The organism is Bradyrhizobium sp. B120, from assembly GCF_049075665.1.
GTDB lineage: Bacteria > Pseudomonadota > Alphaproteobacteria > Rhizobiales > Xanthobacteraceae > Bradyrhizobium.
Genome location: NZ_CP185242.1, coordinates 5,052,173 through 5,076,801, shown reverse-complemented (window position 1 = coordinate 5,076,801; position 24,629 = coordinate 5,052,173). Strand labels below are relative to the sequence as shown.

Here is a 24,629-nt window from a genome sequence, read left to right as displayed (position 1 = left end):
GCGATCACTCGCTCTTCACTTGCCCTTCATTTGCCTTTGGGCGGCCGGCAATTATAGGCCCTGCGGAACCCGGCGGCCTGCGCATCCTCCTCGGAGCAGAACCAGCGATCCGGATTGCCGAGGCCCGGGTAACTGCGGCACGCCTGCAGGTGATAGATGCCGACATTGCCGGTGACGCGGGCACGCACGGCGTATTTGCCCTTGATGTTGCAGCTCGCCGGCATCGGCAGGTCGTCGGGGAAGAGCGCATTGCGGATCTGCGTGTCACGGTCGGCCGGGCAGGCGTTGCCGAGCAGGGCACCGTCCTTCTTGCCGAGACGAAAATCGCGCGGCGCCACGAAGCAGCCCTTCCACAGCCCAGCACGACTGTCCTTGGCGGTGGCTTGATCCGGCTTGAATCGGCCAGTGGCCGATGTCTCGACGTTGAGGGCGTAGCCCTTTTGAACCATCACCTGGCTGAGGCTGGTCGGGTCGCCCTCGAGCTTGCAGACGCCGAGGCGGCGCTTCTTGAAGGTCGGATCGACGCCGATATCGTCGCAATGAATCGGCTTGCCGCCGATCAGCTTTGTCAGCTGGTCGCGCGCTTCAATCCCGCAGGTCCAGACGTCGGCGTGCTCGTCGATGCAGAGCTGGTCGGCCGCCGGCGCGTCGATGCCGTCGAGCCGATAGACCGTGCTGCCGAGCTGAACGGTGCCGGCGTCCTTGACGATCGCCGTGGCCGAGGGGCCACCGGTTGCAGACAGCGCAGCCGTCGCAGACAGGACAGGGCTCGCGGACAGGCATGTCAGGAGAAGCGTCGTGATGACCGGATTCCGAAACCGCATTTTCTCACTTCAGATTTTTGGCGGGCAGCCGAACTTCTAGCACAGGCAGGTACGATCCAACCAAGGCCTGTTCGCAATAGATGCGTGCGCGCCGTCACATCCCGATCGGCATTCCGCGACGTAGAACGGCCGGACATTGCTATCGAAGGGATGCCGATATGGCCGAGTTCATCATCAACCTCATTGCCGATGTCATCACCGACATCTGGACCCTGCAATGTCTCGCGCGCTGGCGGCGGAAGCGGGAGGCGCCTCGGCAGACGGCTTCCGAGCAAAGATCCGATTGACTTCATGAGAACAAAATAGGAACATGATGTGCCACCTGAATCCCGGATGCCCCATGATGTCTGCACGGCCCGAATCTGATGACGATGACGGGCTGGAAGCGGCTGTCGATCAGGCCATTTCCGCGTGCGGCGGCAATTTGCGCGCGACCATCCGGGCGCTGATCGTGGCCAATGAATTCCTGGAGAATGAGGTCAGCGAGCTGATGAAGGCCGTCGCGAAGGCGCATTCGCGCGGCCGCTTCAAGACTTATTCGGGCTGAACGACCCCTCCGGCTACCGCCAAGGACTTGGCAAGGACAGGCCAGGCGCCGGGCCCGGTCTGGATTTGCCTCCGGGGCATTTTGCTGTACCACGGAGTGGTTACGCCAATCGCCCGTGCCGGATTGCGCGGGGGAGGAATCCTGCCCAAAGCCCAAGCAAGAAGAGCATGTTCAAACGAATCCTGATCGCCAACCGCGGCGAGATCGCCTGCCGGGTCATCAAGACTGCGCGCCGTATGGGGATTGAGACGGTTGCCGTCTACTCCGAGGCCGACCGCGACGCGCTGCATGTGGAGATGGCCGACGACGCCGTGTTGATCGGCCCGCCCGCCGCCGCCGAGAGCTATCTTCTGATCGACAAGATCGTCGACGCCTGCCGCAAGACCGGCGCACAGGCTGTGCATCCCGGCTACGGTTTCCTGTCCGAGCGCGAGGCGTTTCCGCGCGCGCTGGAAGCCGCCGGCATCGTCTTCATCGGCCCGAACCCCGGCGCCATCGCCGCGATGGGCGACAAGATCGAATCCAAGAAGGCCGCGGCTAAGGCCAAGGTCTCGACCGTGCCCGGCCATCTCGGTGTCATCGAGGACGACAAGCACGCCGTCCAGATCGCCGACGAGATCGGCTACCCCGTGATGATCAAGGCCTCCGCCGGCGGCGGCGGCAAGGGCATGCGCATCGCGCATTCGAAGAGCGAAGTCGCCGAAGGCTTCAACCTCGCCAAGGCCGAGGCGAAGTCGTCGTTCGGCGACGACCGCGTCTTCATCGAGAAATTCATCGTCGATCCCCGGCACATCGAGATCCAGATCCTCGGCGACAAGCATGGCAACGTGATCTATCTCGGCGAGCGCGAGTGCTCGATCCAGCGCCGCAACCAGAAGGTCATCGAGGAAGCGCCGTCGCCGCTGCTCGACGAGCAGACCCGCCGCAAGATGGGCGAGCAGGCGGTCGCGCTCGCCAAGGCGGTGAACTACGATTCGGCCGGCACCGTGGAATTCGTCGCCGGCCAGGACAAGAGCTTCTACTTCCTGGAGATGAACACCCGTCTGCAGGTCGAGCATCCCGTCACCGAGCTGATCACCGGCATCGACCTCGTCGAGCAGATGATCCGCGTCGCCGCCGGCGAGAAGCTCGCGCTCGCGCAGAAGGACGTCACGTTGACCGGCTGGGCGGTCGAGTCCCGCGTCTATGCCGAGGATCCGTTCCGCAACTTCCTGCCGTCGATTGGCCGCCTGGTGAAATACCGCCCGCCGGCTGAGGCCAGCCATGACGGCATCACGATCCGCAACGACACCGGCGTGCAGGAGGGCGGCGAGATCTCGATCCATTACGATCCGATGATCGCCAAGCTCGTCACCCATGCCCCGTCGCGCGCCGCGGCGATCGAGGCGCAGGCGACCGCGCTCGACGCCTTCTATGTCGACGGCATCAGGCACAACATTCCGTTCCTGTCGGCGCTGATGAACCATCCGCGCTGGCGCGAGGGCCGGCTCTCGACCGGCTTCATCGCGGAAGAATTCCCGAAGGGATTTTCCGCGCGTGCCCCCGAGGGCGAGATCGCGCGGCGGCTCGCGGCAGTCGGTGCCGCGATCGATCACGTGCTCGGCGAGCGTAAGCGGCAGATCTCCGGCCAGATGGGCGGCCGTGTGGTGCAGCGTGAGCGCCGCCGCGCGGTGTGGCTCGACCGCGCCGAGATCGCGCTCGACGTCGCGCGCGAGGATGACGCCATCGCGGTGCGCTTCGTCGGCGCCGACGGGCTGCCGGGCAATCCGCACAATCTGGTGTCGAGCTGGGCGCCGGGCGAGCCGGTGTGGCAGGGCACCATCGACGGCAATTTTGTCGCCGTCCAAGTGCGCGCGATCAACAACGGCTTCCGCCTTGCGCACCAGGGCTATGAGGTGCCGGTCTCCGTCTTCACCGAGACCGAGGCGACCTCGGCGCGGCTGATGCCGGTGACCTCGGCGGCCGACACCGGCAAGAAGTTGCTGTGTCCGATGCCCGGGCTCGTGGTGTCGATCGCGGTGACCGAAGGCCAGGAGGTCAAGGCCGGCGAGACGCTCGCGGTGGTGGAAGCCATGAAGATGCAGAACGTGCTGCGCGCCGAGCGCGACGGCACGGTCAAGAAGGTCCACGCCGCCGCCGGCGCCACGCTCGCGGTCGACGCGCTGATCCTGGAGTTCGCCTGAAATTGTCATTCCGGGGCTCGCGAAGCGAGAACCCGGAATCTCGAGATTCTCGGTGCGCAGTTGCGCACCTGAGGGTTCGATGCTTCGGATTGCGCCGGAATGACGAGAATGGGGACATAGCAAATGGCTTTCCGCAAACGCCGCGAAGCACTGCGATCGATTCTGAGCGGATCAACCTGCATCCGCCCGGGCTCGGTCTATGACGCGACCTCGATCCGGATTGCGGAGGATCTCGGCTTCGAACTAGGCATGTTCGGCGGCTCGGTGGCATCGCTCGCCGTGCTCGGCGATCCCGATATTGCGCTGATCACGCTGACGGAATTCGCCGAGCAGATACGCCGGATGTCGCGTGCGTCGACCCTGCCTGTGCTGGTCGATGCCGACCACGGCTACGGCAACGCGCTCAATGTCCGTCGCACGGTTCAGGAAGTGGAAGCCGCGGGCGCCGCCGGCCTCACCATCGAGGACACGTTGCTGCCGCAGGCGTTCGGCCAGGCCAAGGCGCAGCTGATCTCGCTCGAGGAAGGCGTCGGCAAGATGAAGGCCGCGCTTGACGGCCGCAGCGATCCGTCGCTTGTCATCCTGGGCCGGACCGGCGCCGTCTCGATCACTGATCTCGACGACGCGATCGCACGCGCCAGGGCCTATGAGGCGGTCGGCGTCGATGGGCTGTTCTTCACCGGCATCAAATCGCGCGGCGAACTGGAGGCGCTCTCGGCTTCGACGAGGCTGCCGATCGTGCTTGGCGGCGCGCCCGAGGAGATGACCGCGCTGGATTATCTGGCAAGCCAGCGCGTCAGGATCGCGCTGCAGGGCCACGCGCCGTTCGCGGCCGCAACCCAGGCCGTCTACGAAACGTTGAAGGCGCTGCGCGACGGCACCTCGCCGAAGAATCTGAAAGGCATCGCCTCGTCCGAACTGACCAGCCGCGTGATGCGCGAGGCGGAGGCCAAGGCGCGCAGCGGCGCGTTCCTCGGCCTGAAGAAATGAGCGGCGTGATCCGCCATGTCACCATCAGCGGCCGGGTGCAGGGCGTCGGCTATCGTGCCTGGGTCGACGAGCAGGCGAACTCGCGCGGCCTCGAAGGCTGGGTCCGCAACCGCCGCGACGGCAGTGTCGAGGCGGTGTTCGCTGGCCCCGAGGCCGTCGTCGCTGACATGATCGCGGCCTGCGGCCGCGGACCGTTCTCGGCGCGGGTCGATGCCGTGCATGCCGTATCAGGCAATTCCGATCTTCTAAACCTGCGACGGGCAGCGGAGCGGTTCTCGGTCCTGCCGACGGTATGACGCGCGGCGTTACGCGACCGCCGTGATCACCAGCGCCTGAATGCGGCCTTCGATCGCGCCCTTGCCGAAGCGGCGCGCGAGCGCCGATGCGGCGTGCTCGGTCGCAGCATCAAGGCCGATACCTCCGCGCGCCTCGATTTCGCCGCGCAGCGGTGAGCCCTGGCAAAAACCGATCGCCGGATCGTGCGGCGCGTTCGCCCGGCTTTGCTCCCGGACGGTGTCGATCTCGATCTTGCTGAAGCCCGCGGCCAAAAGATCGGCCCGGATCGGGTCTGTCGCGTAGTGGCCATGGGGCGTGCGCGCCAGGAAGCGCGGCGGATCGGCCGGGAAGACCTCTGCCAATGCCTGGGTCACCACGTCGGCAAACTCGTTCTCTTCGATGCGATCCCACATGCTGAACAGGAAACGGCCGCCCGGCTTCAGGACACGGCGAGCCTCCGAATAGCCCTTGGGCTTGTCGGGGAAGAACATCGCGCCGAACTGGCAGGCGACGACATCGAAGCTCGCATTGTCGAACGGCAGGTTGAGCGCGTCGGCCTGCCGCCACCTGATATCAGCCGCGTCCGGCATCCGCGATTTCGCCCGCTCGAGCATCGGCTCATTCAGGTCGGTCGACACGATGCGGGTGTCGCGGCCGAGCGCTGACGACAGCGCGCGGGTGACGGCCCCGGTGCCTGCGGCCGTCTCAAGCAGGTCGCGCGGGCCAATGGCCTTGGCGCGTTGTGCGAGATCGCGTGCGTAGGGCTCAAAAATCATCGGCACGAGGAGCCGGTCGTAAAGTTCTGGAATGGACCCAACGAACTCCTTGTCGGACGCGGGCATCGCAAGCTCCTTGTTGGCCGTGAAGCTGGCTCATGTCGACAGCCCGCGATCCGGCCGAAAAATCGTCCACCCGGATGAGCTTGGACGAAGACGTCGGTCGCGACAAAGGAAAATTCGTCATCTGTGACGATCACCTTCGCTGGGGTCACACAGGCGAGGGGCATGGTGCGTCGCGCGGCGTCTCTGGCGGCATCGATGACCCTTGACTTCTGCTCCGAACAGTCTGATATTTCTGTCATGACAGAAATAACCGCCAAGAAGAAACTTCCCGCCGCCGTCGAGCGCTTCATCCTGCATTGGGGCGACATGGGCGACCAATGGGGGGTCAACCGCTCGGTCAGCCAGATCCACGGGCTGCTCTACCTCGCCGAGGCGCCGATGACCGCGGAGGACATCGCCGACACGCTCGGCATGGCGCGCTCCAACGTCTCCAATTCGATCAAGGAATTGCTGTCCTGGGGGTTGATCCGGCGGGTGCCGATCCTTGGCGACCGCCGCGACCATTTTGAGGCCGAGACTGACATCTGGGAGGTCGCGGCCAAGATCGCGGCCGGGCGCAAGGAGCGCGAGATCGATCCCGCGCTTGCGGCACTGCGCGCCTGCGTCTCCGACGCGGCCGACGATCCCGCCATCAGCCCGCTCGCCAGCAAGCGGCTGAAGGAGATGCTGACGTTCACCGAGCTGGTCGACCGCTGGTACACGCAGATGCTGAACGTGCCGCGGCCGCGCCTGGTCGCGCTGATCAGGCTCGGCGAGAAGATCGTGAGTTTCCTGCCGACAGGCAGAGCCAAATAGGGGCGGCGGCGTAACGGGAGCGTGCGATGGCGTCAGCAAGGATATCCACCTTAAGGACAGCATCGGCTTCCGATACAAAACTGCTCGACGATCATCGCTTCCGCGCATTGCTGCCCGACGAGGATTGGGGCCGCCTGCCGGTTGCGATCTGGCGACGCTTCTCGAAGCGGTTCGAGGACGGCAACACCGTCGTCTATGTCGGCGAGGTCGAGGAAGCCTCGAGTAGCCGCGCCGGCTGGTGGCTGGCACAGGCCGCGCGGCTGATCGGCGGACCGCTTCCAACCGGCACCGAGACCGGCGTGCCGATGATCGTCACCGTTACCGAGGACGCCGCCAGCGGCGGCCAGATCTGGACCCGCATCTGCGCGCGCCGCGACGGCTTTCCGCAGGTGATTCATTCCGCCAAGCGTTTTGCCGGGCCCACCGGGCTCGAGGAGTATGTCGGCTTCGGCGTCAGCATGGCGCTGCGGATCGCGGTCGAGCACGAGGCGCTGGTGTTTCATAGCGTCGGCTATTCGCTGCGGCTCGGGCCGTTTCGGATGCAATTGCCCGAATGGCTCACGCCTGGCGATCTCACCGTGACCCATTCCGATCTCGGCTGCGGCGACTTCCGCTTCACGCTGGAGATCATCCACCCGCGTTTTGGCCGGCTGATCCGTCAGTCCGCCGTGTTCAGGGAGGCTTCGTCATGACGCCGCTGCTGTGGACCCTCGTCGCCATCCAGATCGCGATGGGCGCGTTCGATACCTTCTATCACCACGAATTCACCGAGCGGCTGGCCTGGCGTCCCTCGCAGCGCCATGAGCTGCAGCTGCACAGCGTGCGGAACATGCTCTATGCGCTGCTGTTCCTCGTGCTCGGCTGGCTTGAGGTGCACGGCATTCTCGCGATCGGCATCATGGCCGTACTGGTCGTCGAGGTCGTCATCACGCTGATGGATTTCGTCGAGGAGGATCTGAGCCGAAAGCTGCCGCCGAGCGAGCGGATCAATCATACGCTGCTCGCGATCAACTACGGCGCCATCCTGGTGCTGCTGGTGCCGGTGCTGATCGGCTGGGCGATGCTGCCGACGGCTGTCGTGCCGGCCTATGCGGGTCTGCTAAGCCTGCTCGCAACCGCCGCGGCCTTCGGCGCGGCGCTGTTCGGTGCGCGCGACTTTGCCGCGGCCAGCCGGCTGGGACGGATGGTCAGCGTGCCGGCCGCCACCTTGGTCGAGAAATTGCCGGTGCGGCAGACCGTGCTCATCACCGGTGCGACCGGTTTCATTGGCAGCCGCTTGGCCGCAAGCCTCACTGCGTCAGGCCATCAGGTGATTGCGCTGATCCGCAATCCGGCGAAGGCCGAGATGCTGCTGCCGCCGGTGACGCTGATCACCAGCCTCGATCAGCTGCCCGTGGACTCTCGGATCGACGCCATCGTCAATCTTGCGGGCGAGCCGATCGGTAACGGTCTGTGGACTGAAGCCAAGCGCCGCAAGATCATCGCCTCGCGTGTCGACATGACGGCCGAGGTGATCAGGCTGATCGCGCGGCTCGAACGCAAGCCGGCGGTGCTGGTGAGCGGCTCGGCGATCGGCTGGTACGGTCTCTGGCAGGACCAGGTGCTGACGGAGTCGGCGAAATCCCACGCTTGCTTCAGTCATGAACTGTGCGAGGCCTGGGAGAATGCGGCCAAACCCGCTGCCGATCATGGCGTGCGCGTCGCGCATCTGCGGACCGGTCTCGTGGTCGGCACCGACGGCGGCTTTATCACGCGGATGCTGACGCCGTTCGAGTTCGGTCTCGGCGGCCCGCTCGGCTCGGGCAAGCAGTGGATGTCATGGATCGAGCGTGACGATCTGATGCGCCTGATCGCGCATGTGATCGCGAAACCTGAACTGTCGGGACCGGTCAATGCGACGGCGCCGATCCCGGTGACCAATACGAAGTTCACCGAGGAGCTGGGACGCCGCCTGCACCGGCCCGCGATCTTCCGCGTCCCTGCCGCGCTGCTCCGTGCCGTCGGCGGCGACTTCGCCAATGAGCTCCTGCTCGGTGGTCAACGCGTGCTGCCGAACAAGGCGCTGAGCAACGGCTTTGTGTTCCGCCACGAAACCTTGCGCAGCGCGTTCGATGCGATCTTGTGAGGAGGTGAGATGTCTGATGACGGTTGCCGTGCATTTGGAGGTTGGCTCGCCGGATGCGGAGCCGCAACTGCGGTTCTCTCCGCCGTTGTCCAGACCCTCTTGATGGTCGCATCCGGCGGCGACATCATGAGGTTGCTGGGAGGCGCCATCGCGCTTCTGCTTCCCACATTCCTGGTCTTTGTCGTCACATGCCTGCTGACCGCGATTCCCGCAGCGATCGCAATCTGGCTAAGCGAGCAGTTCCGGATCCGATCCGCGGGGTTCTTCGCCGGTGCAGGTGCAGCGATCGGCGCGTTGAGCATCACGGTGCTGCTGCGGTCTCCGGCCGTCTGGACATCCGGACTTGTCTGCCTGTTCGTCGCTGCCGGATTTGTCGCAGGCCTGACCTACTGGTTTGTGGTGCGAGAGCTAGAGGCCGCCGAGCATTCCTCGTGACGCAGAGCTACGCCCGCACTACGCCGCAGACGCCACGCTCCGGAACGTCGCTGCCAGCGTCCGCAATGCCGCGAGTTTCGCGGGATCGCCGACCTTCGAATGCAGCATCACCTTTGACGCGCCGAGCCGCGGCAGCTTGTGCGCGGATCCGATGTCGATCAGGCCCGGCGGCGCGATGCGGCGGACGAGCGGTGCGACGGCAAGGCCGGCGAGCGCGGCTGCGACCACTGCGGTGACGCCGCCGCCGACGAAGCTTTCGGTCCACGCGATGCCGGCCTTGTCGAGCGATCGCATGGCAAGGGCGCGCACGCCGCAGGGCGGTGCCAGCGTAGCGAGCGGCAGTGCGTCGCCGCGCGGCCAGACGAAGCGCTTGGCGGCAAACCAGCCGAATTCGTCCTCGGTCAGTTTCTCGCCGCCACGCCGGCTGCCTTCCTGGCGTACGATCACGGCGTCAAGCTCGCCGGCATCGTAGGCGTCGAGCATCTCGCGCGAGAAGCCGATGGTCACGGCGAGCGCAAGCTGCGAGGCCATCGCGTGCAGCCGCTCCAGCAGCGGCACCAGCTCCGGACCCGCGGCGTGATCGCTAATTCCCAGCGTGAGTTGCTGCCGCGCCGGCTTCTCGCCGGACAACGCGCGATCATGCACCTCGATCAGCGCGCGGGCGTGCTGCAGGAATGCCGCGCCGTCGGCGGTCAGTCGCACCGCGCGCGGCGAACGCTCGACCAGCCGCTTGCCGAGCACGGTTTCGAGCCGCTGCAATTTCATACTGATCGCCGCCTGCGTGGTGCCGAGCGCCTCGGCGGCACGGGTGAAGCCCTGCAGCTCGGCGACGAGGAGGAAGGCCTGCACGGTGTCGATATCGAGCGCCATGATCAACAAACGTTATCATTGCTATCCATCTAGATAAGATACCAAGATGATGCGCAAAGGTCTAGCTAGAGGAGGCGCGATTGACCCGCGCCAACCGGATTCAAGGAGACCGCTCATGCCGCTCATCACCGTCACCTATGCGACCTCCCGCGAGAGGCCGTCGCTGAAGTCCGACATCGCCGCTGCCGTGTCGGACCTGACTGCGGGGATTCTGCACAAGGACCCCAAGGTCACCGCCATCATCGTGAAGTCCGCCGACGCCGCCGACTGGTTCGCCGGCGGCAAGTCGCTCGCCGAGCAGGGGCTCGCGAGCTACTGGCTCGACATCCACGTCACCGAAGGCACCAACACCAAGGACGAGAAGGCGGCCTATCTCGCCGCGCTGTTCAAGCGGATGGGCGAATTGCTCGGCCCGCTCCACACCGAGAGCTACGCCCACGTCGACGAGGTGAGGGGCGATGCCTACGGCTTCGGCGGGCTGACCCAGGAGCGGCGCTACATCGCCGGCAAGCTCGAGGTCGCGCCGCAGAAGGCGGCGTAAGCCTATCAGTTCATCGCTCCGGCCACAGCCCTTCGGATTGTAGCCGGTGCTTGAATCCCAGCAGGGTTCGCGGTCGAAAATCCTCATATTCGGCCGGCAAGTTCTGCGGAGGCAAGTGACCTGCGATCCATTCATCAATGAAGGGAGCAAGCGCGGCCAGATCATCCCTCGAGATCGATTGCAGGGCCACGATCTGGTCGGTGCTGAGCGTCGACGCCTTGGCTGCGAGGCGTTGGCCCTCGCGGCCGGAAAGCTTTTGCGCAGACCAGAGCATCAATTGCTGGACGACATTGACTTCGTCATAGGTTTTGAACCGGACCTCTCCTCGCACGCGCATAAGCGCCACGATCGCGCCCGCCACGCAAAGGGCTCCGAGGATGACCGTGCCTGCAAACCACATGCGATCGCTCGGCTCCTGGATGCGCGCCTTAAACCGAAGCGTCACTGTGGCGTGGGGTAGATGCTTCTGGCAGGTCGGCATCTACGTCGCCGAACACCTCGGAAAATGCCTGCCGGAGCGCGATGTCGACATCCGCCATCGTGACCGGCAGTCCGAGATCGACCAGCGAGGTCACGCCGTAGCGCGGATCGACCACGCCGCAGGGCACGATCGCCTGGAAGTGCGAAAGGTCGGGCTCGACATTGATCGCGATGCCGTGGAACGAGACCCAGCGGCGCAGCCGCACGCCGATCGCGGCGATCTTGTCCTCATGGCCCGGTCCCTTGTCCGGCCGCCGCACCCAGACCCCGACGCGGTCCTCGCGGCGCTCGCCGCGGACGTTGAAGGCGGCCAGCGTGCGGATGATCCATTCCTCCAGCGAGGCGACATAGGCGCGCACATCGGGCCGGCGCCGCTTCAGGTCGAGCATCACATAGGCAACGCGCTGGCCCGGGCCGTGATAGGTGACTTGGCCGCCGCGGCCGCTCTGGAAGGTCGGAAAGCGTGGAGCCAGCAGGTCGTCGGCCCTGCCGCTGGTGCCGGAGGTGTAGAGCGGCGGATGCTCGAGCAGCCACACCAGTTCCGGCGCCGAGCCCTCGGCGATCGCCGCCACCCTTGCGTCCATCTCGGCGAGCGAATCGGGGTAGGGCACCGGACGGTCCGAGATCCGCCATTCGACCGCTTCGCCGCCCGAAGGGCGCGCAAAGGTCGTCAAATCGAGGCTTTGGCGGTCGTTAACCATTAGCTAACCCTAACGTGGTCAGGTGAACCCACAATTTAGTTCCCGTTCGGTGGTTCAGAAGTGCCCACGCTTGATAAAGTCAGCGTAGATCTCATGGTGGTCCTCGGCACGACCACCATGCCGATTCACCAGGTCATGCGGCTGTCCCGCGGCGCCATCATCGAACTGGATGCCACCGAGGCCGACGAGGTCAAGATCCTCGCCAACAACCTGCCGGTGGCCAGCGGCGTCGTCCTGGTCGACCGCAACCGGATTGCGGTCGAGGTCAAGCAGATGCTGCCGAAATCTCCCGGGGTTCGCAGTTAATTCACGCATCAAGCGCCTTGTCCCTGCATCCGTGATTTGTTACATGGCCCCCTCGATGCGGCGGCGCCTTAGGGTTCCATCCGACATCCTTAGCGCTCGTGGCGGAATTGGTAGACGCGCTGCCTTGAGGTGGCAGTGGGTAACACCGTGGGGGTTCGAGTCCCTCCGAGCGCACCATAGGAATAAGTCATTGATACGAATAATGTTTTCGTAATGGCCTGCTCCCACATTGTGACCCAGCAAAATTCGTAGTTACTTATCACCAATCTCCAGTTTCGATCTGGCAAGCGCTGTCCTTGTCGTCGCATCCGTTTTTGAGCCAAGGTCCAGCGAAGGAAAACCACTACTTCCTCACGAGAGTGCTGTAGTGCAGCCCAGCGTAGGAATCGGCGGGGCCGTCTCTCGTTCGGGAGCGCGACGCGGTCTTCCCAGATTGACATGCGCAGGGTGCCGTCGACGGGCGCTCAATGACGCTCTTGCGGATGTGCCAAGGAACGAATGGCGTGCGCATCAGGTGCAATTCCGGTTACGCTGGTCTCTGTCCATGAAGAAAACATTTGATCCTGCCCCCGTCGACAAGCTCGCGGTAGACCCCAAGAAGGCGATCGAGGCGGATATGAAAATGACCCGGCTCGAAGAAGGCCTCGAAGAGACGTTTCCGGCCTCCGATCCTGTGAGTGAAACTCAGCCGAAGCCCTCAAGAGACTGACTGTTGAGACGTCTTCCGCGGTAGCGGACCTCGCTACGGCCTGGCCAGGTGCCGGGATGGCGGCATATGCCCTTTGGCGGTTGATGGCCAAGCCACCGCAGTTTCCTCGTCACAAGGCTTCCCCAGCGGCGGCCTGCCCTCGACATTCTGTCCCGTGGCGCGCGGACAAATTGTCCTTCGTGAATGCGGTCGAACCACCAAGCGTCTGACGTAGCGTGGTTTCCTGCTTGGCATGTCTGTTGCTCCGGTGTGCTGTGCCGGGAGGCCTTCACGCCTGAGTGCCGGTTGCACATGGCTGAAGCGGGTTCGCCGGTTCGACTCTCGGAGGGTCCTATGACGACCACCAATCATACGTCCATGCTGTCCCGCGCGTTTGCGGACGTGCACGCCAAGTGGGGCTGGTTCGTCGGCCTCGGGCTCGTCTTCATTGTCCTCGGCGCTGTCGCGGCCGGCAACCTGCTCCTGGCGACAATCGTGACGGTCTACTACGTGAGCGCGGGAATGATCGTCGCCGGCGTCATGCAGATCGTGCAGTCGCTCCGCGTGAAGAGCTGGGGCGGCTTCCTGTGGTGGATGCTCAGCGGCGTCCTCTACACGGCCGCCGGCGTCGTGACATCGATGAATCCGCTGCTTGCCTCGGTCTTTCTGACGCTGATGCTGGCTCTGCTCACGGTCGCGTCGGGCGTTGCGCGTCTCTGGCTCGGATTCCAGGCGCGAACGGACCACGGCTGGGGCTGGATCGTTGCCTCGGGTGTCGTCACCGCGATCGCAGGGCTCGTTTTCTTGCTTGGCTGGCCGGTCAACAGTCTGTGGTTGCTTGGCTTTGTTCTGGCGATCGATCTCGTTTTCCAGGGGTGCGCGCTTGTCGGCCTCGGCCTGCGGTTTCGCGCAGCCTAGCTGGCACCACCGCTGAATAGGACAGGAAAGCGCTGTCCGCTTGCGAGGGAGGACTAGATGACGGAGCGAAAATGGCCACCCGACGACGATCCGCACGGACATCGCCCGGCAAGTTCGACTCACACGCTGCCAACCGCGAGCGATGCCCTGCCTGACCCCGGGGGCGCGGCGGATTCCGGGAGAGCCGTAGCAAGCGATCGTTCGTCGGAGGATCGCACCCAGCTCCTCGCTGAGAACGCCGAGCTCAAGGACCGCTTGCTGCGCGCATTGGCCGAGGTCGAGAACACGCGCCGTCGCGCCGAGCGCGACCTCGACAACATGCGCCAATACGCGATCACGAAATTTGCTGGCGACATGCTCAACGTGGCCGATAACTTGGAGCGAGCCATTGCCAGTATCCCCGCCAGTGTCCGGGAACCGGAGGCGGCGCTGAGGACTCTGGTTGAAGGTGTCGGCCTCACCGAGAAGGAGTTGCTGCGCGCATTGGAAAAGCACGGCATCAGGAAGCTCGATCCCCTCGGCGAGCGGTTCGATCCCAATCTCCACGAGGCATTGTTTGAGGTGCCGGATCCGTCCGTACCGCGCGGCACCGTGATGAAGGTTCTGCAGCCGGGCTACGCGATCGGCTCTCGCGTATTGCGTCCCGCGAAGGTCGGCATCGCGAGTGGGGCATGAAAATCCATCCCGCTCCACCGACAACTTGTCCTGCACGGCAGAGACAAAATGTCCGCCGTCGCGATCGATGCGCCTCTAAGTCGTTGTTACCGCTGGCTGCAGGGGATGGCATGCCCGTTGCAAAGAAGAGCCCCGATCAAAGAGTCCGTCGTCTTACAGGGAGAGAATGATGGCGCCGAATTCCACCGGACCTGTTCGATCAGGCGTTCTGATTCAGCGTGATATCGAAGCTCCCTTCCATTCGCTCCATCACGAGATCAATCGGCTGTTTGGTGAGGTCTTCCTGCATGGCCGTCTTCATCATCAGTCGCGTCCCAACGTCGATCAGCAGGGCCCCTTTATGCCCAGCATCAATGTGAGTGAGACCGATGGCGAGATGCGGATCAGCGCCGACCTACCCGGCGTGAGGGCGGAGGACATCGACGTTACGCTCGTCGACGACATCCTCACCATTCGCGCAGAGAAGACGCCGGACAGGGCGGACGACAAGGAGAGCTTCCACGTCCTCGAGCGTAGCCACGGCACATTGCTCCGCACGTTGCGCCTGCCTTATTCGGTCGACACCGACAAGATGAAGGCCGACTTCGACAATGGCGTTCTGACGGTGACGTTGCCGATCAACAGGGAGAAGGAATACGTCCGCAGAATACCCGTTCAAGCTGCCGCGCAGGGCGGCGAGGCGCCGGCGCCGGACCGGAACAAAGCCGGCGCGGCCGCACCGGAAGTGGCGTACAATGCCGATCCGAAGCCGAAGGCGTCATGAGACGTGCATCGTGCTGGAGATCGAGCGGGTCTGCGCCAGGCCTTGCTGGCCATTGCGCCTGCCATATCGACGAACGACACGCACACGCATTGGACGCCGATAGCTTCGCCGCGCCGGAATGGTGGTCAGGCGAGCAACCTGCACCAGTTCGGTGAAGAACAGCGAAACAGCAAAAACAGGAGGGTGCGACAGTGGGAAAAGTAATCGGTATTGATCTCGGAACGACGAACTCCTGCGTTGCCGTCATGGACGGCAAGAACCCGCGCATCATTGAGAATGCGGAAGGAATGCGCACAACACCGTCGGTCGTGGCGTTCACGAGCGACGGCGAGCGCCTCGTGGGTCAGCCTGCACGTCGCCAGGCGGTGACAAATCCCACCAACACCATCTTCGCGGTGAAGCGCCTGATCGGCCGTCGCTATGACGATCCGATGGTCGAGAAGGACAAGAAGCTCGTTCCCTACACGATCATCAAGGCTTCCAACGGCGATGCCTGGGTCGAGGCCGGCGGGAAGTCCTATTCGCCGTCGCAGATATCGGCGTTCATCCTGCAGAAGATGAAGGAGACCGCAGAGGCCAACCTTGGCGAGAAGATCACGCAGGCGGTCATCACCGTCCCCGCCTATTTCAACGACGCGCAACGGCAGGCGACCAAGGATGCCGGCAAGATCGCAGGCCTGGAGGTGCTGCGCATCATCAACGAGCCGACGGCCGCAGCGCTCGCCTATGGTCTGGAGAAGAAGAAGCAAAGCAAGATCGCGGTCTACGATCTCGGCGGCGGTACGTTCGACATCTCCATTCTCGACATCGGTGACGGCGTGTTCGAGGTCAAGGCCACCAACGGGGACACGTTCCTCGGCGGTGAAGATTTCGACATGCGGCTCGTGAACTACCTGGCCGACGAGTTCCAGAAGGAGCAGGGCATCGATCTGCGCAAGGACAACCTCGCCCTGCAGCGCCTCAAGGAAGCCGCGGAGAAGGCCAAGATCGAGCTCTCGACCACGACGCAGACCGAGATCAACCTGCCGTTCATCACGGCCGACGCAACCGGTCCCAAGCACCTTCAGGTCAAGCTGACCCGCGCGAAGTTCGAATCCCTGGTCGACGATCTCGTGCAACGGACCATCGAGCCCTGCCTCAATGCCCTCAAGGACGCGGGGCTCAAGGCCCAGGACATCAACGAGGTCGTTCTGGTCGGCGGAATGACTCGGATGCCGAAGATCCAGGAGATCGTGCAGAAGATCTTCGGGAAGGAGCCACACAAGGGTGTCAACCCCGACGAGGTCGTTGCGATCGGCGCGGCCATCCAGGCCGGCGTGCTGCAAGGTGATGTCAAGGACGTCCTCCTGCTGGACGTCACGCCGCTGTCGCTTGGTCTCGAGACGCTGGGTGGCGTGTTTACGCGCCTGATCGAGCGAAACACCACCGTTCCGGCGAAGAAGAGCCAGGTGTTCTCGACGGCCGAAGACAATCAAAATGCGGTGACCATTCGCGTTTTCCAGGGCGAGCGCGAAATGGCCGCCGACAACAAATTGCTCGGGCAGTTCGACCTGATGGGCATTGCCCCGGCGCCGCGCGGTGTGCCGCAAATCGAGGTGACCTTCGACATCGATGCCAACGGCATCGTCAATGTCTCGGCAAAGGACAAGGCGACCGGCAAGGAGCAGCGCATCCAGATCCAGGCGTCCGGCGGCCTCTCCGAAGCCGACATCGATCGCATGATCAGGGAGGCCGAGGCGCACGCGGTCGAAGACAAGAAGCGCAAGGAAGCCGTCGAGGCGAAGAACACCGCGGAGGCGCTGCTGCATTCGGCGGAAAAGACGGTCGCCGAGCACGGCTCGAAGCTTTCCGACACGGACCGTCGTGCGGTCGAGAACGCCATGTCGGATCTGCGCGAGGCGCTGAAAGGCGATGATGCGGCCGCGATCACCAGCAAGGCGAGCGTGCTCCAGCAGAACGTGATGAAGCTCGGTGAGGCCATCCACGCTGCGCCGCATGGGACGTCCGGCGCCGGCCCGGGTCACGATGACAGCAACGTCGTCGATGCCGAGTTTACGGAGATCGGCGACGACGAGAAGAAGTCGATGTAGCGGGGCTGCGGCCGGGGGCCTCCCGGCATACACAAATGTCGGCTGGTCCGGGCGATGCGAATTGCCCGGACCGCCTTGATCGGATCACTCAGGCTCTATCCTTGATGCCCAGAAGGCATCGTCTTCCAACTCACAAAGGGGGTTTCTCATGCGACGTCATCGGGGTCTTACCATCGTTATTGCTGCCACCATGCTGAGCGCGCTTGCGTCGCCCGGCCTTGCGCAACAATCGGCGCAACCGACACAGAAGGTGCAAGTCGGCGTGCTCGAGTGCCTCGGCGGCGCGACCGTCGGATTCCTCGTGGGGGCTGTGGTCAATCTTCGATGTGTCTTGCGGATCAACGGAATGCCGGAAGACTACTACGTTGCGACAATGCAGAAGCTCGGCCTCGATATCGGCTTCACGGAGACCACGGCGCTTGCCTGGAATGTGTTCGCGCCCGTGGTGCAGCCCGGTCGCGGCGACCTTGCCGGCACCTATGTCGGGGTCGACGCCATGGCGGCAGCCGTGGTGGGGGTGGGCGGAAACGTGCTGCTGGGCGGCTCGAACAACAGCATCGCGCTGCAACCGCTCAGTGTTCAGGCGTCGACCGGCGTGATCATCGCGGCTGGCGTCGAGAGCCTCACGTTGCAACCGGGGCGATGACGCGGAGGACGTCTGGGATGGCGATACGCTTTTTCGGAACCGCATCTCGCGCCGTCATCGTGATCGCGCTGCTCGGCGGTCCGTGCGCAATGCTTGCGCCGGCCGCTGCGCAGGAGGCGGCGTGTGCGCCTGTCATGGCCGTGGAGCAACCGCCGCCGCCGTTGCCCGCCTATGAGCAGCCGGCCCTGCCGGGACCCGGCTATCTCTGGTCGCCGGGCTATTGGTCATGGGATGAGTATGAAGGCGACTACGCCTGGGTGCCAGGCACTTGGGTTCTTCCGCCGCGCGCCGGCTTGCTGTGGACCCCGGGCTACTGGGCCTGGTTTGCAGGCGGCTACGTTTTCCATCCCGGCTACTGGGGAGAGCATGTCGGTTTCTATGGCGGCATCAACTACGGTTTTGGCTATTCCGGCGCCGGCTATGAGGGCGGACGATGGGATCGCGGCCAATTCTTCTACAACAGCACCGTCAACAACCTCCGAGGTGTGTCAGTCAGGAACGTCTATCAGCAGAACATCGTCGTCAATCAGACGGTGACCAATGTCAGCTACAACGGCGGCCGAGGCGGCATTGAGGCTCGTCCTACCGCGGTCGACCGGTCCATCGCCAGGCAACCGCATTTTGCTCCGACACCGGAGCAGCGCCGGCATGTCGAGATAGCGACGCGCGATCGCAGCCTGTTTCAGCGAGAGAACAGCGGTCGGCCGCCCGTCGCCGCAACCGCTCGTGCCGGGGATCTCAAGGGACCCGGTATCGTCCGATCGCGTCCTGTCGAAGAGACGCCGGTCGCGAGGCCTGAATTGAAAGACGTCCCCGTCGACGCGACGAGGCGCCCGCCGCAGGTCTCTCCGGTCGAGCGCAATGCACCGGGTTCGGAGGAGCGGAAGGTTGCTCCCAACCTCGAAAATGACCGCGAACAGCGTGAGGCAAGGCCGATTGCCCCAGACGATCACGCGCGGACTGAGCCGCAGCCGCGGCAGGAGCGCAGGGAGCCGCCTCGCGAGGAGATGCGTGAGCCGCGGACAGTCCGGGAGCCGCAAGCCGCGCCAATGGCCAGACCAGAGCCGATGAGGAAGCCCGGGCCTGAAACGGAGCGACGGCCCGAACCGGGGATGAGATCCGAGCCGAGAGGCGATCAGGGCGTTCCGTTGCGCGGCGCTTCTCCTGCAGAGCGGCCACGAGACGAAGAGCGGAGGCCGGAGCAACGCTAGGGAATCGAGGGACCGGCACGTTCGATTCATGCGTTGCTGCGCGGTGCTCGGCGAGTGACGTGTGCCGGGACGAGAGCCGTTCGGCTGCTTGAATTGAATATCGGCTGCAAAGCTTTGGCCGGATGATGGAGTGCCACGGCAATGGATCACGGGGGCAATGGACAGCTTGACGACGGCAAGCCGCGCTTGACGGAGGATGACATCGCGCGAGCCAGGCTCGGCCCGCGCGGCGTGCCGGGCGCGCCGGATCCGGCGCGAATGACGCCGCAGCAGACCAAGAATTATCCAGGATATGTGGACCCGGGCCATGTCGCGTAGCGTCAACATGCGATCGAACAGCGCCGCAGCTCGCCGTGACGCCATGCTGACGTCCAGATGCCGGGAGAGCTGAAATGGCGACCAACCCATACGATGTGCTCGGCGTCTCACCGTCGGCTTCCGCCGCCGACATTCAGAAGGCGTATCGTAAGCTGGCGAAGAAGCTTCATCCGGATCTCAACCCCGGCGACAAGAAGGCCGAAGAGAAGTTCAAGGAAGTTGCGGGCGCCTATGATCTGCTTGGCGATGCCGAGAAGCGGAAGCGGTTCGACAATGGAGAGATCGACGCGTCGGGCGCGGAGCAGCCGCAACATCACTTCTACCGGGATTTCGCCGGCGCGGACGACGGTCATCCCTACACCAACGGCGCCGGCTTCGCCGATTTCATGGACGGCGAGGACCCGTTCGCTGAGCTTCTCAAGCGCAGTCAGCGGGCACGCGCGAACCGTCGCGGCGCAGATTTGCATTATCGGCTCGCGATCGATTTTGTCGATTCGATCACGGGTGGCAACAAGCGCATATCCTTGCCGGACGGCGGTGCATTGGACGTCAAGATCCCGCCCGGGCTGGTCGACGGCCAGGTCCTGCGTCTGAAGGGCAAGGGTGCGCCCGGCATCGGCAAGGGCGGGCCCGGCGATGCGCTGATCGATGTGGAAGTCCTGCCCGACCGGCGCTTCACGCGCGACGGCGACAACATCTCGCTGGAATTGCCGATCTCGCTGTCCGAAGCCGTCCTGGGCGGGCGGGTGCGCGTCCCGACGCCGACCGGCGAAGTGACCATGTCGGTCCCGAAGGGATCGAATACCGGGACGACGCTTCGCCTGCGCGGAAAGGGGGCGCCGCGGCACGGCGGCGGCAGTGGCGATGAGCTCGTGAAGCTGAAGATCGTCCTGCCGAATTCGCCGGACCCGGAGCTTGAGGCTTTCGTGTCGGGATGGGGCGAGGGCCAGGAATTCAACCCGCGCGAAGGCGGTGCATCATGATCATGAGCAGGCAGGAGTTTCTGATCGCTTCCGGTGTCCGGGGGCAGACCTTGGAATTTTGGCTCGAGCAGGAGTGGCTGATCCCCGAGCGGACCATCACCGGGATGACATTCACCGAGGGCGACGTCGCCCGCGCGCGCTTCATTCAGGATCTTGCGGCCGGAATGGGTGTCAACGACGAAGGCATCGATGTGGTGCTTCATCTGGTGGACCAACTTCATGGCATGCGGCGGGTCCTTGCGCGGCTGCATGATGAGGTCAGCGGAGAGGCGAGCTAGTCCTCACCATGGCCGGTGGCCGGAATACAGGTCGGCGCCGGCGTGCGATCGCGTTGAAACGGGCTTTTGCGCGGGTGTGATGCTGTGGTTCTCGGGCCTGTCCCCTGTTAGGGTACAGGCGGCGTCAGGAGAAGGCCGAATGTCGGAGGATTCAACCCAGGAAGTTGTCGAACCCGTCGGCGGCCCGGAGTTCGGCCCCTGGCTCTCGCAGGCGTCGATACTAGTCATCGATGATGAGCCCGGCATCCGCAACTTTCTCGTCAAGATTCTGCGGCCGCGTTGCAAGCTGATCGAGGAGGCGGCGGATGCCAAGGAGGCGTCGCGCAAGCTCGACAGCCGGCATTTCGATGTGGTCATCCTTGACAACGTCATGCCCGGGAAAGCGGGTCTCGATTGGCTTGCCGAACAACGGGCGATCGGCTTCTTCGCCGATGTGATTCTGATGACGGCCTACGCCGACCTCGATACAGCCATCGTGGCTTTGCGGGCCGGTGTCGTCGATTTCGTTATCAAGCCCTTCCGTTCCAATCAGTTGCTCAACGCCGTGGCCCGATGCCTGGATCGAACGCGGCTGCAGCGAGAGAACTACGTGCTGCGGCATGAATTGACATCCGCTTCATACGAAACGTTCCTACGTAACAAGCTACTGGGTCAGTCGGGCGCAATCCAACAGGTGCGCGATATCATCGCGCGAGTTGCTCCGTTGCCGACGCCGGTGTTGTTTACCGGCGAATCAGGAACCGGCAAGGAGGTTGCCGCCCGCTCGCTTCATTCGCTCTCCAATCGCGCCGACAAGCTCTTCGTGCCGATCAATTGCGGCGCGATTCCAGCCGATATGATCGAGAGCGAGCTGTTCGGCCATCTCAAGGGAGCGTTCACGGGTGCAGGACGGGCTCGCGAGGGCCTGTTCATGCACGCACAGGGCGGGACCGTCTTTCTCGATGAGATTGGCGAATTGCCCTATACGCTGCAAAGCAAGTTGCTGCGCGTTCTCGAAGACCGTCGGGTGCGTCCCGTCGGGGCGGAACGAGAGGTCCCTTTCGACGCCCGATTCGTCTTCGCCACCAACGCCGATCTGCCAAGCCGGGTCGAGGCCGGCAGTTTCCGCGCTGATCTCTACTTCCGAATGAATATCATGCAGATCGGCATGCCGCCGCTTCGAAACCGCGGCGAGGACGTCCTTGAGCTCGCCGCAATATTCATGCGCGATATTTCCCAGCAGCTCGGCATGCCTGCCGTGCCCATGGGCGAGCGGGTGCGCGCGGCCCTGACGCACTACGAGTGGCCCGGGAACATCCGGGAGCTGCGCAATCTGATCGAGCGGACCATCATCCTCGGAACCTTCCCGGAGGATTTCGAGAGAGCCCTTGATCACGGCGAGAGCGGCGGGGAGAGTCTTGCTCAAGTGGAGCGGCGCCATATCCTGGCTATCCTTCGCGAGACCGGCGGCGATCGCGACGAAACCGCGCGGCGGCTTGGCATCTCGCGCAAGACGGTCGACCGCAAATGCGCAAGCTGGAAAGTATAGCTGTTCGCTCGATGAGCAATCGACGCTCGGTTCGCCATCGATTGCTGGCGATTGCTCTCGTGCCGATGCTCGTGATCCTCCCGCTACTGCTGGGGATCAGCATCTATCGCTGGAACACCAAATTCGACGAGGCGCTGCTCTCCAAGGTCCACGATGATCTGACCATCGCGCACCAATATCTCGCTCGCATCATGGAGAATACGGAAGACCAGTTGGCTTTCGTCACCGGCTCCGCGCGGTTTCAGACGACGTTGCGAAAGCAAGGTGGTTCTGACGGCGATCTTGCGGCGCTTCTCAGGGAAACGGCGCAAGCCCGCGGGTTTGACTTCCTCTATATCGTCGCCGACGGCGGACATATCGTGGCAAGCGAATATCCGCTCGCGTCGGCCTCCGTCCGTTGGAACTGGCCGGTCATCAGCACCGCGCTTGAAGGGCACGCAAGGACGGCGATCGACGTTTTCGAGGCGGCCGAGCTTTCGGCGGTATCGCCTGATCTCGCGCGACGGGCACGAATCGATCTCGTTCCGACGGTCGGAAGCGCTCCGAGCACAAAGGCGGAGGAAACGCGCGGCCTGATCCTTCAGTCCGCCAACCCCCTGATGCTGCCCGACGGTCGGCGTGCTGCGCTGGTAGGCGGCATCCTCTTGAATCAGAATCTCGCCTTCGTCGATACGATCAACGATCTGATCTATCATGGCCTGGGCCTGCCTCAGGAGAGCCGTGGGACTGTCACCCTGTTTCTCGATGACGTGCGGATCAGCACCAATGTGGAGTTGTTCGAGACGCAGCGTGCGATCGGCACCCGTGTGTCGGCGGCGGTCCGCAAGGCCGTCCTCGACGACGGCGGCAGCTGGTTCGACAGTGCATTCGTCGTCAACGACTGGTATGTCTCGGGCTATGAGCCGCTGCTCGATAGCTACAATCATCGCGTGGGCATGCTCTATGCCGGCTTCCTTCAAAAGCCCTTCACCGAAGCGAAGCGCCGGACGCTGATCGAGATCGCGGTTGCTTTCCTGGTTGCCGTTGCCGCGACTGTCCCGTTGTTTCTGAGGTGGGCCGCGGCGATCTTCCGTCCTCTCGAGAGCATGACAGGCACAATTGCCCGGGTCGAACGGGGTGAGCTCGATGCTCGAACCGGTCATGCCGGCGATCAGGACGAGATCGGTCGGGTCGCGCTCCACCTCGATCGGCTCCTCGACCAGCTTCACGAGCGCGATACCCAGCTGCGGCAATGGAATGAGGAGCTCAATCAGCGCGTCGAGGAGCGTACCAGCAAGCTGCAACTCGCCAACCAGCAGCTGGAGGCAACCACGAAGCAGCTCATCATGTCGGAGAAGCTTGCTGCGATCGGTGAAATCACCGCCGGCATCGCGCATGAGATCAACAATCCGATCGCCGTCGTGCAGGGGAATCTCGAAGTCATCCGCGACCTGATGGGTAGCAAGGTCGATGCCGCGAAGACCGAGTTCCGGCTCATCGACGAGCAGTTGCGACGGATCAGCGAGATCGTCACCAGACTGCTTCAATTCGCCAAGCCGCAGGAATACGCGGGCTTCGTGGAGCAGTATCAGCCGGATGAGATCGTGAACGATACGTTGCCGCTGGTGCAACACCTGCTGAACAAGACGACGATCACCGTCGACAGGGAGTATCGCGCATCGCGCCCGATTTCGATGAACAGGACCGAGCTTCAGCAGGTGCTTGTGAATCTGATCGTCAATGCGATTCACGCAATGCCCGACGGCGGACGACTTGCGCTGCGGACGTTTGATCGCCAGGAAGGTCTCCGTCGTGGCGTCGTGATCGAGGTCGGCGACACCGGCGCCGGCATGACGCCCGATATCATGCAACGGATATTCGATCCCTTCTTCACGACCAAGAGGCGGGAAGGTACCGGCCTCGGGCTGTCAATTAGCCAGATGCTCGTGACCCGACAAGGTGGTAGGATCTCGGTCGAAAGCGAATTGGGAAAGGGCACGACCTTTTCCGTCTGGCTGCGAGAAGCTCCCGGCTGACCGCGAGAGATGGTTTGCCCGACCTTTCGAGGTCAAGGCGATCGCGGTGCAACGATTCGCCGTGGTGCAGCGTTAGACGCGTGAAAGCGGCGTGGCGCGAACTGCGTCGCGCGATGGGTCCATTACAAGGGAGGATTTCGACGAACAAATTCGCCGGACAGTTTGTCTGGCCTGGCACTGACAAATTGTCTTTATCCCGATGAGAACTGTCACGCTATGAGGCTGATTTCGTTGCCGATTCGATTTGGCACATCAGTTGCTCGATCTCCCACGATATCGGCAGGAGTCACGATCCGTTGTCTTCAAAGGGAGTTGCCGCCATGTCACGTCATAACAAGATGCCACCCGTCCCGCCCGCCAACCGGAGTCCAAAAGGGACCGGATCGGAACCCGACACCAATGCCGGGCCGCAGCCGAAAGGAAAGGCGAAGAACGCGGCGGAGCAAGGCGAAACGGCCAATATTCGTGAGAACACGACGAATGCCGGGTTCTTCCATGGCCGCAGGGTCAAGTAGAGACCCGAGTGCGCGCGTCGTTATCCGATCAGGCGCCTAGAGCCAGGGACCGATCAAACCCGGGCTGGTCGAGGATCCGTGTTCAT

29 protein-coding genes and 1 tRNA gene are annotated in these 24,629 nt (G+C 63.7%); 25 read left to right on the top strand and 5 right to left on the bottom strand.

The window, feature by feature from the left end:
• Positions 1-26: 26 nt before the first annotated feature.
• The gene (locus ACOIX3_RS23415) at positions 27-824 is read right to left on the bottom strand and encodes a thermonuclease family protein (RefSeq protein ID WP_420964474.1); all 798 of its coding nucleotides are present in this window, start codon (positions 822-824) and stop codon (positions 27-29) included.
• A 158-nt stretch (positions 825-982) separates the two neighbouring features.
• On the opposite strand from ACOIX3_RS23415, the gene ACOIX3_RS23410 reads away from it, so the two are divergent.
• The 5 genes from ACOIX3_RS23410 to ACOIX3_RS23390 all read left to right on the top strand — a co-directional run bounded on the left by ACOIX3_RS23410 (position 983) and on the right by ACOIX3_RS23390 (position 4,840).
• Positions 983-1,111, top strand: a complete 129-nt coding sequence (locus ACOIX3_RS23410) for a hypothetical protein (RefSeq protein ID WP_283815118.1) — start codon at positions 983-985, stop codon at positions 1,109-1,111.
• 53 nt (positions 1,112-1,164) lie between these two features.
• Complete coding sequence (locus ACOIX3_RS23405; protein ID WP_016840474.1) at positions 1,165-1,371, top strand: hypothetical protein; 207 nt, start codon at positions 1,165-1,167, stop codon at positions 1,369-1,371.
• Between the two features lie 167 nt (positions 1,372-1,538).
• Positions 1,539-3,554, top strand: a complete 2,016-nt coding sequence (locus ACOIX3_RS23400; RefSeq protein ID WP_420964473.1) for an acetyl-CoA carboxylase biotin carboxylase subunit — start codon at positions 1,539-1,541, stop codon at positions 3,552-3,554.
• 123 nt (positions 3,555-3,677) lie between these two features.
• Positions 3,678-4,544, top strand: coding sequence for an isocitrate lyase/PEP mutase family protein (locus tag ACOIX3_RS23395; RefSeq protein WP_420964472.1), 867 nt, complete (start codon positions 3,678-3,680; stop codon positions 4,542-4,544).
• Entirely contained in the window at positions 4,541-4,840 is a 300-nt protein-coding gene (locus ACOIX3_RS23390; protein ID WP_420964471.1) for an acylphosphatase, read from the top strand. The genes ACOIX3_RS23395 and ACOIX3_RS23390 overlap by 4 nt, the downstream gene beginning before the upstream one ends.
• Positions 4,841-4,849: 9 nt before the next feature.
• Here the strand turns inward: ACOIX3_RS23390 and ACOIX3_RS23385 are convergent, their stop codons facing one another.
• Positions 4,850-5,662, bottom strand: coding sequence for a class I SAM-dependent methyltransferase (locus ACOIX3_RS23385; RefSeq protein ID WP_420964470.1), 813 nt, complete (start codon positions 5,660-5,662; stop codon positions 4,850-4,852).
• A 32-nt stretch (positions 5,663-5,694) separates the two neighbouring features.
• On the opposite strand from ACOIX3_RS23385, the gene ACOIX3_RS23380 reads away from it, so the two are divergent.
• The 5 genes from ACOIX3_RS23380 (at position 5,695) to ACOIX3_RS23360 (ending at position 9,017) form a co-directional block, all read left to right on the top strand.
• Positions 5,695-5,868 (top strand): hypothetical protein, encoded by a 174-nt coding sequence (locus ACOIX3_RS23380; protein WP_420964469.1) that lies wholly within the window; start codon positions 5,695-5,697, stop codon positions 5,866-5,868.
• Between the two features lie 31 nt (positions 5,869-5,899).
• Complete coding sequence (locus ACOIX3_RS23375; RefSeq protein WP_420964468.1) at positions 5,900-6,457, top strand: GbsR/MarR family transcriptional regulator; 558 nt, start codon at positions 5,900-5,902, stop codon at positions 6,455-6,457.
• A gap of 26 nt (positions 6,458-6,483) precedes the next feature.
• A complete protein-coding gene (locus ACOIX3_RS23370; protein ID WP_420964467.1) occupies positions 6,484-7,149 on the top strand; it encodes a DUF4166 domain-containing protein in 666 nt (221 codons plus the stop codon).
• A complete protein-coding gene (locus ACOIX3_RS23365; protein WP_420964466.1) occupies positions 7,146-8,582 on the top strand; it encodes a TIGR01777 family oxidoreductase in 1,437 nt (478 codons plus the stop codon). The genes ACOIX3_RS23370 and ACOIX3_RS23365 overlap by 4 nt, the downstream gene beginning before the upstream one ends.
• Before the next feature lie 126 nt (positions 8,583-8,708).
• Entirely contained in the window at positions 8,709-9,017 is a 309-nt protein-coding gene (locus ACOIX3_RS23360; protein ID WP_420964465.1) for a hypothetical protein, read from the top strand.
• 18 nt (positions 9,018-9,035) lie between these two features.
• Here ACOIX3_RS23360 and ACOIX3_RS23355 read toward each other — a convergent pair whose 3' ends face one another.
• A complete protein-coding gene (locus ACOIX3_RS23355) occupies positions 9,036-9,893 on the bottom strand; it encodes a LysR family transcriptional regulator (RefSeq protein ID WP_420964464.1) in 858 nt (285 codons plus the stop codon).
• Between the two features lie 109 nt (positions 9,894-10,002).
• Between ACOIX3_RS23355 and ACOIX3_RS23350 the strand changes: the two genes are divergently transcribed.
• A complete protein-coding gene (locus ACOIX3_RS23350) occupies positions 10,003-10,428 on the top strand; it encodes a tautomerase family protein (RefSeq protein WP_420964463.1) in 426 nt (141 codons plus the stop codon).
• 10 nt (positions 10,429-10,438) lie between these two features.
• Here the strand turns inward: ACOIX3_RS23350 and ACOIX3_RS23345 are convergent, their stop codons facing one another.
• Together ACOIX3_RS23345 and lipB are read right to left on the bottom strand one after the other, a co-directional pair.
• Positions 10,439-10,828: a hypothetical protein gene (locus ACOIX3_RS23345; RefSeq protein ID WP_420964462.1), complete on the bottom strand. Its 390-nt coding sequence runs from the start codon at positions 10,826-10,828 to the stop codon at positions 10,439-10,441.
• 28 nt (positions 10,829-10,856) lie between these two features.
• A complete protein-coding gene (lipB, locus tag ACOIX3_RS23340) occupies positions 10,857-11,609 on the bottom strand; it encodes a lipoyl(octanoyl) transferase LipB (protein ID WP_420964461.1) in 753 nt (250 codons plus the stop codon).
• Between the two features lie 60 nt (positions 11,610-11,669).
• On the opposite strand from lipB, the gene ACOIX3_RS23335 reads away from it, so the two are divergent.
• The 14 genes from ACOIX3_RS23335 to ACOIX3_RS23270 all read left to right on the top strand — a co-directional run bounded on the left by ACOIX3_RS23335 (position 11,670) and on the right by ACOIX3_RS23270 (position 24,028).
• Positions 11,670-11,915 (top strand): FliM/FliN family flagellar motor switch protein, encoded by a 246-nt coding sequence (locus ACOIX3_RS23335; protein WP_021080574.1) that lies wholly within the window; start codon positions 11,670-11,672, stop codon positions 11,913-11,915.
• A gap of 92 nt (positions 11,916-12,007) precedes the next feature.
• Positions 12,008-12,092: transfer RNA gene (locus ACOIX3_RS23330), tRNA-Leu, on the top strand.
• A gap of 367 nt (positions 12,093-12,459) precedes the next feature.
• The gene (locus ACOIX3_RS23325; RefSeq protein WP_420964460.1) at positions 12,460-12,624 is read left to right on the top strand and encodes a hypothetical protein; all 165 of its coding nucleotides are present in this window, start codon (positions 12,460-12,462) and stop codon (positions 12,622-12,624) included.
• Between the two features lie 333 nt (positions 12,625-12,957).
• On the top strand, positions 12,958-13,521 hold the full coding sequence (locus tag ACOIX3_RS23320) for an HdeD family acid-resistance protein (RefSeq protein WP_420964459.1): 564 nt from the start codon (positions 12,958-12,960) through the stop codon (positions 13,519-13,521).
• A 57-nt stretch (positions 13,522-13,578) separates the two neighbouring features.
• Positions 13,579-14,196 (top strand): nucleotide exchange factor GrpE, encoded by a 618-nt coding sequence (gene grpE, locus ACOIX3_RS23315; RefSeq protein ID WP_420964458.1) that lies wholly within the window; start codon positions 13,579-13,581, stop codon positions 14,194-14,196.
• Positions 14,197-14,365: 169 nt separating this feature from the next.
• Positions 14,366-14,959, top strand: a complete 594-nt coding sequence (locus tag ACOIX3_RS23310; RefSeq protein WP_420964457.1) for an Hsp20/alpha crystallin family protein — start codon at positions 14,366-14,368, stop codon at positions 14,957-14,959.
• Positions 14,960-15,150: 191 nt separating this feature from the next.
• Positions 15,151-17,049, top strand: a complete 1,899-nt coding sequence (dnaK, locus tag ACOIX3_RS23305) for a molecular chaperone DnaK (protein WP_420964456.1) — start codon at positions 15,151-15,153, stop codon at positions 17,047-17,049.
• Between the two features lie 148 nt (positions 17,050-17,197).
• The gene (locus tag ACOIX3_RS23300) at positions 17,198-17,695 is read left to right on the top strand and encodes a DUF992 domain-containing protein (RefSeq protein WP_420964455.1); all 498 of its coding nucleotides are present in this window, start codon (positions 17,198-17,200) and stop codon (positions 17,693-17,695) included.
• Positions 17,696-17,754: 59 nt separating this feature from the next.
• Positions 17,755-18,906 (top strand): hypothetical protein, encoded by a 1,152-nt coding sequence (locus tag ACOIX3_RS23295; RefSeq protein WP_420964454.1) that lies wholly within the window; start codon positions 17,755-17,757, stop codon positions 18,904-18,906.
• 141 nt (positions 18,907-19,047) lie between these two features.
• Complete coding sequence (locus ACOIX3_RS23290) at positions 19,048-19,224, top strand: hypothetical protein (RefSeq protein WP_420964453.1); 177 nt, start codon at positions 19,048-19,050, stop codon at positions 19,222-19,224.
• A 74-nt stretch (positions 19,225-19,298) separates the two neighbouring features.
• Positions 19,299-20,207 carry a DnaJ C-terminal domain-containing protein gene (locus tag ACOIX3_RS23285; RefSeq protein ID WP_420964452.1) on the top strand — a complete coding sequence of 303 codons (909 nt, stop codon included), beginning with the start codon at positions 19,299-19,301 and terminating at the stop codon, positions 20,205-20,207.
• Complete coding sequence (locus ACOIX3_RS23280) at positions 20,204-20,485, top strand: chaperone modulator CbpM (RefSeq protein ID WP_420964451.1); 282 nt, start codon at positions 20,204-20,206, stop codon at positions 20,483-20,485. Before ACOIX3_RS23285 ends, ACOIX3_RS23280 begins: the two co-directional genes overlap by 4 nt.
• 139 nt (positions 20,486-20,624) lie before the next feature.
• On the top strand, positions 20,625-22,013 hold the full coding sequence (locus ACOIX3_RS23275) for a sigma-54-dependent transcriptional regulator (protein ID WP_229165124.1): 1,389 nt from the start codon (positions 20,625-20,627) through the stop codon (positions 22,011-22,013).
• Positions 21,992-24,028 (top strand): sensor histidine kinase, encoded by a 2,037-nt coding sequence (locus tag ACOIX3_RS23270; protein WP_420964450.1) that lies wholly within the window; start codon positions 21,992-21,994, stop codon positions 24,026-24,028. The genes ACOIX3_RS23275 and ACOIX3_RS23270 overlap by 22 nt, the downstream gene beginning before the upstream one ends.
• The last annotated feature ends 601 nt before the right edge of the window (positions 24,029-24,629 follow it).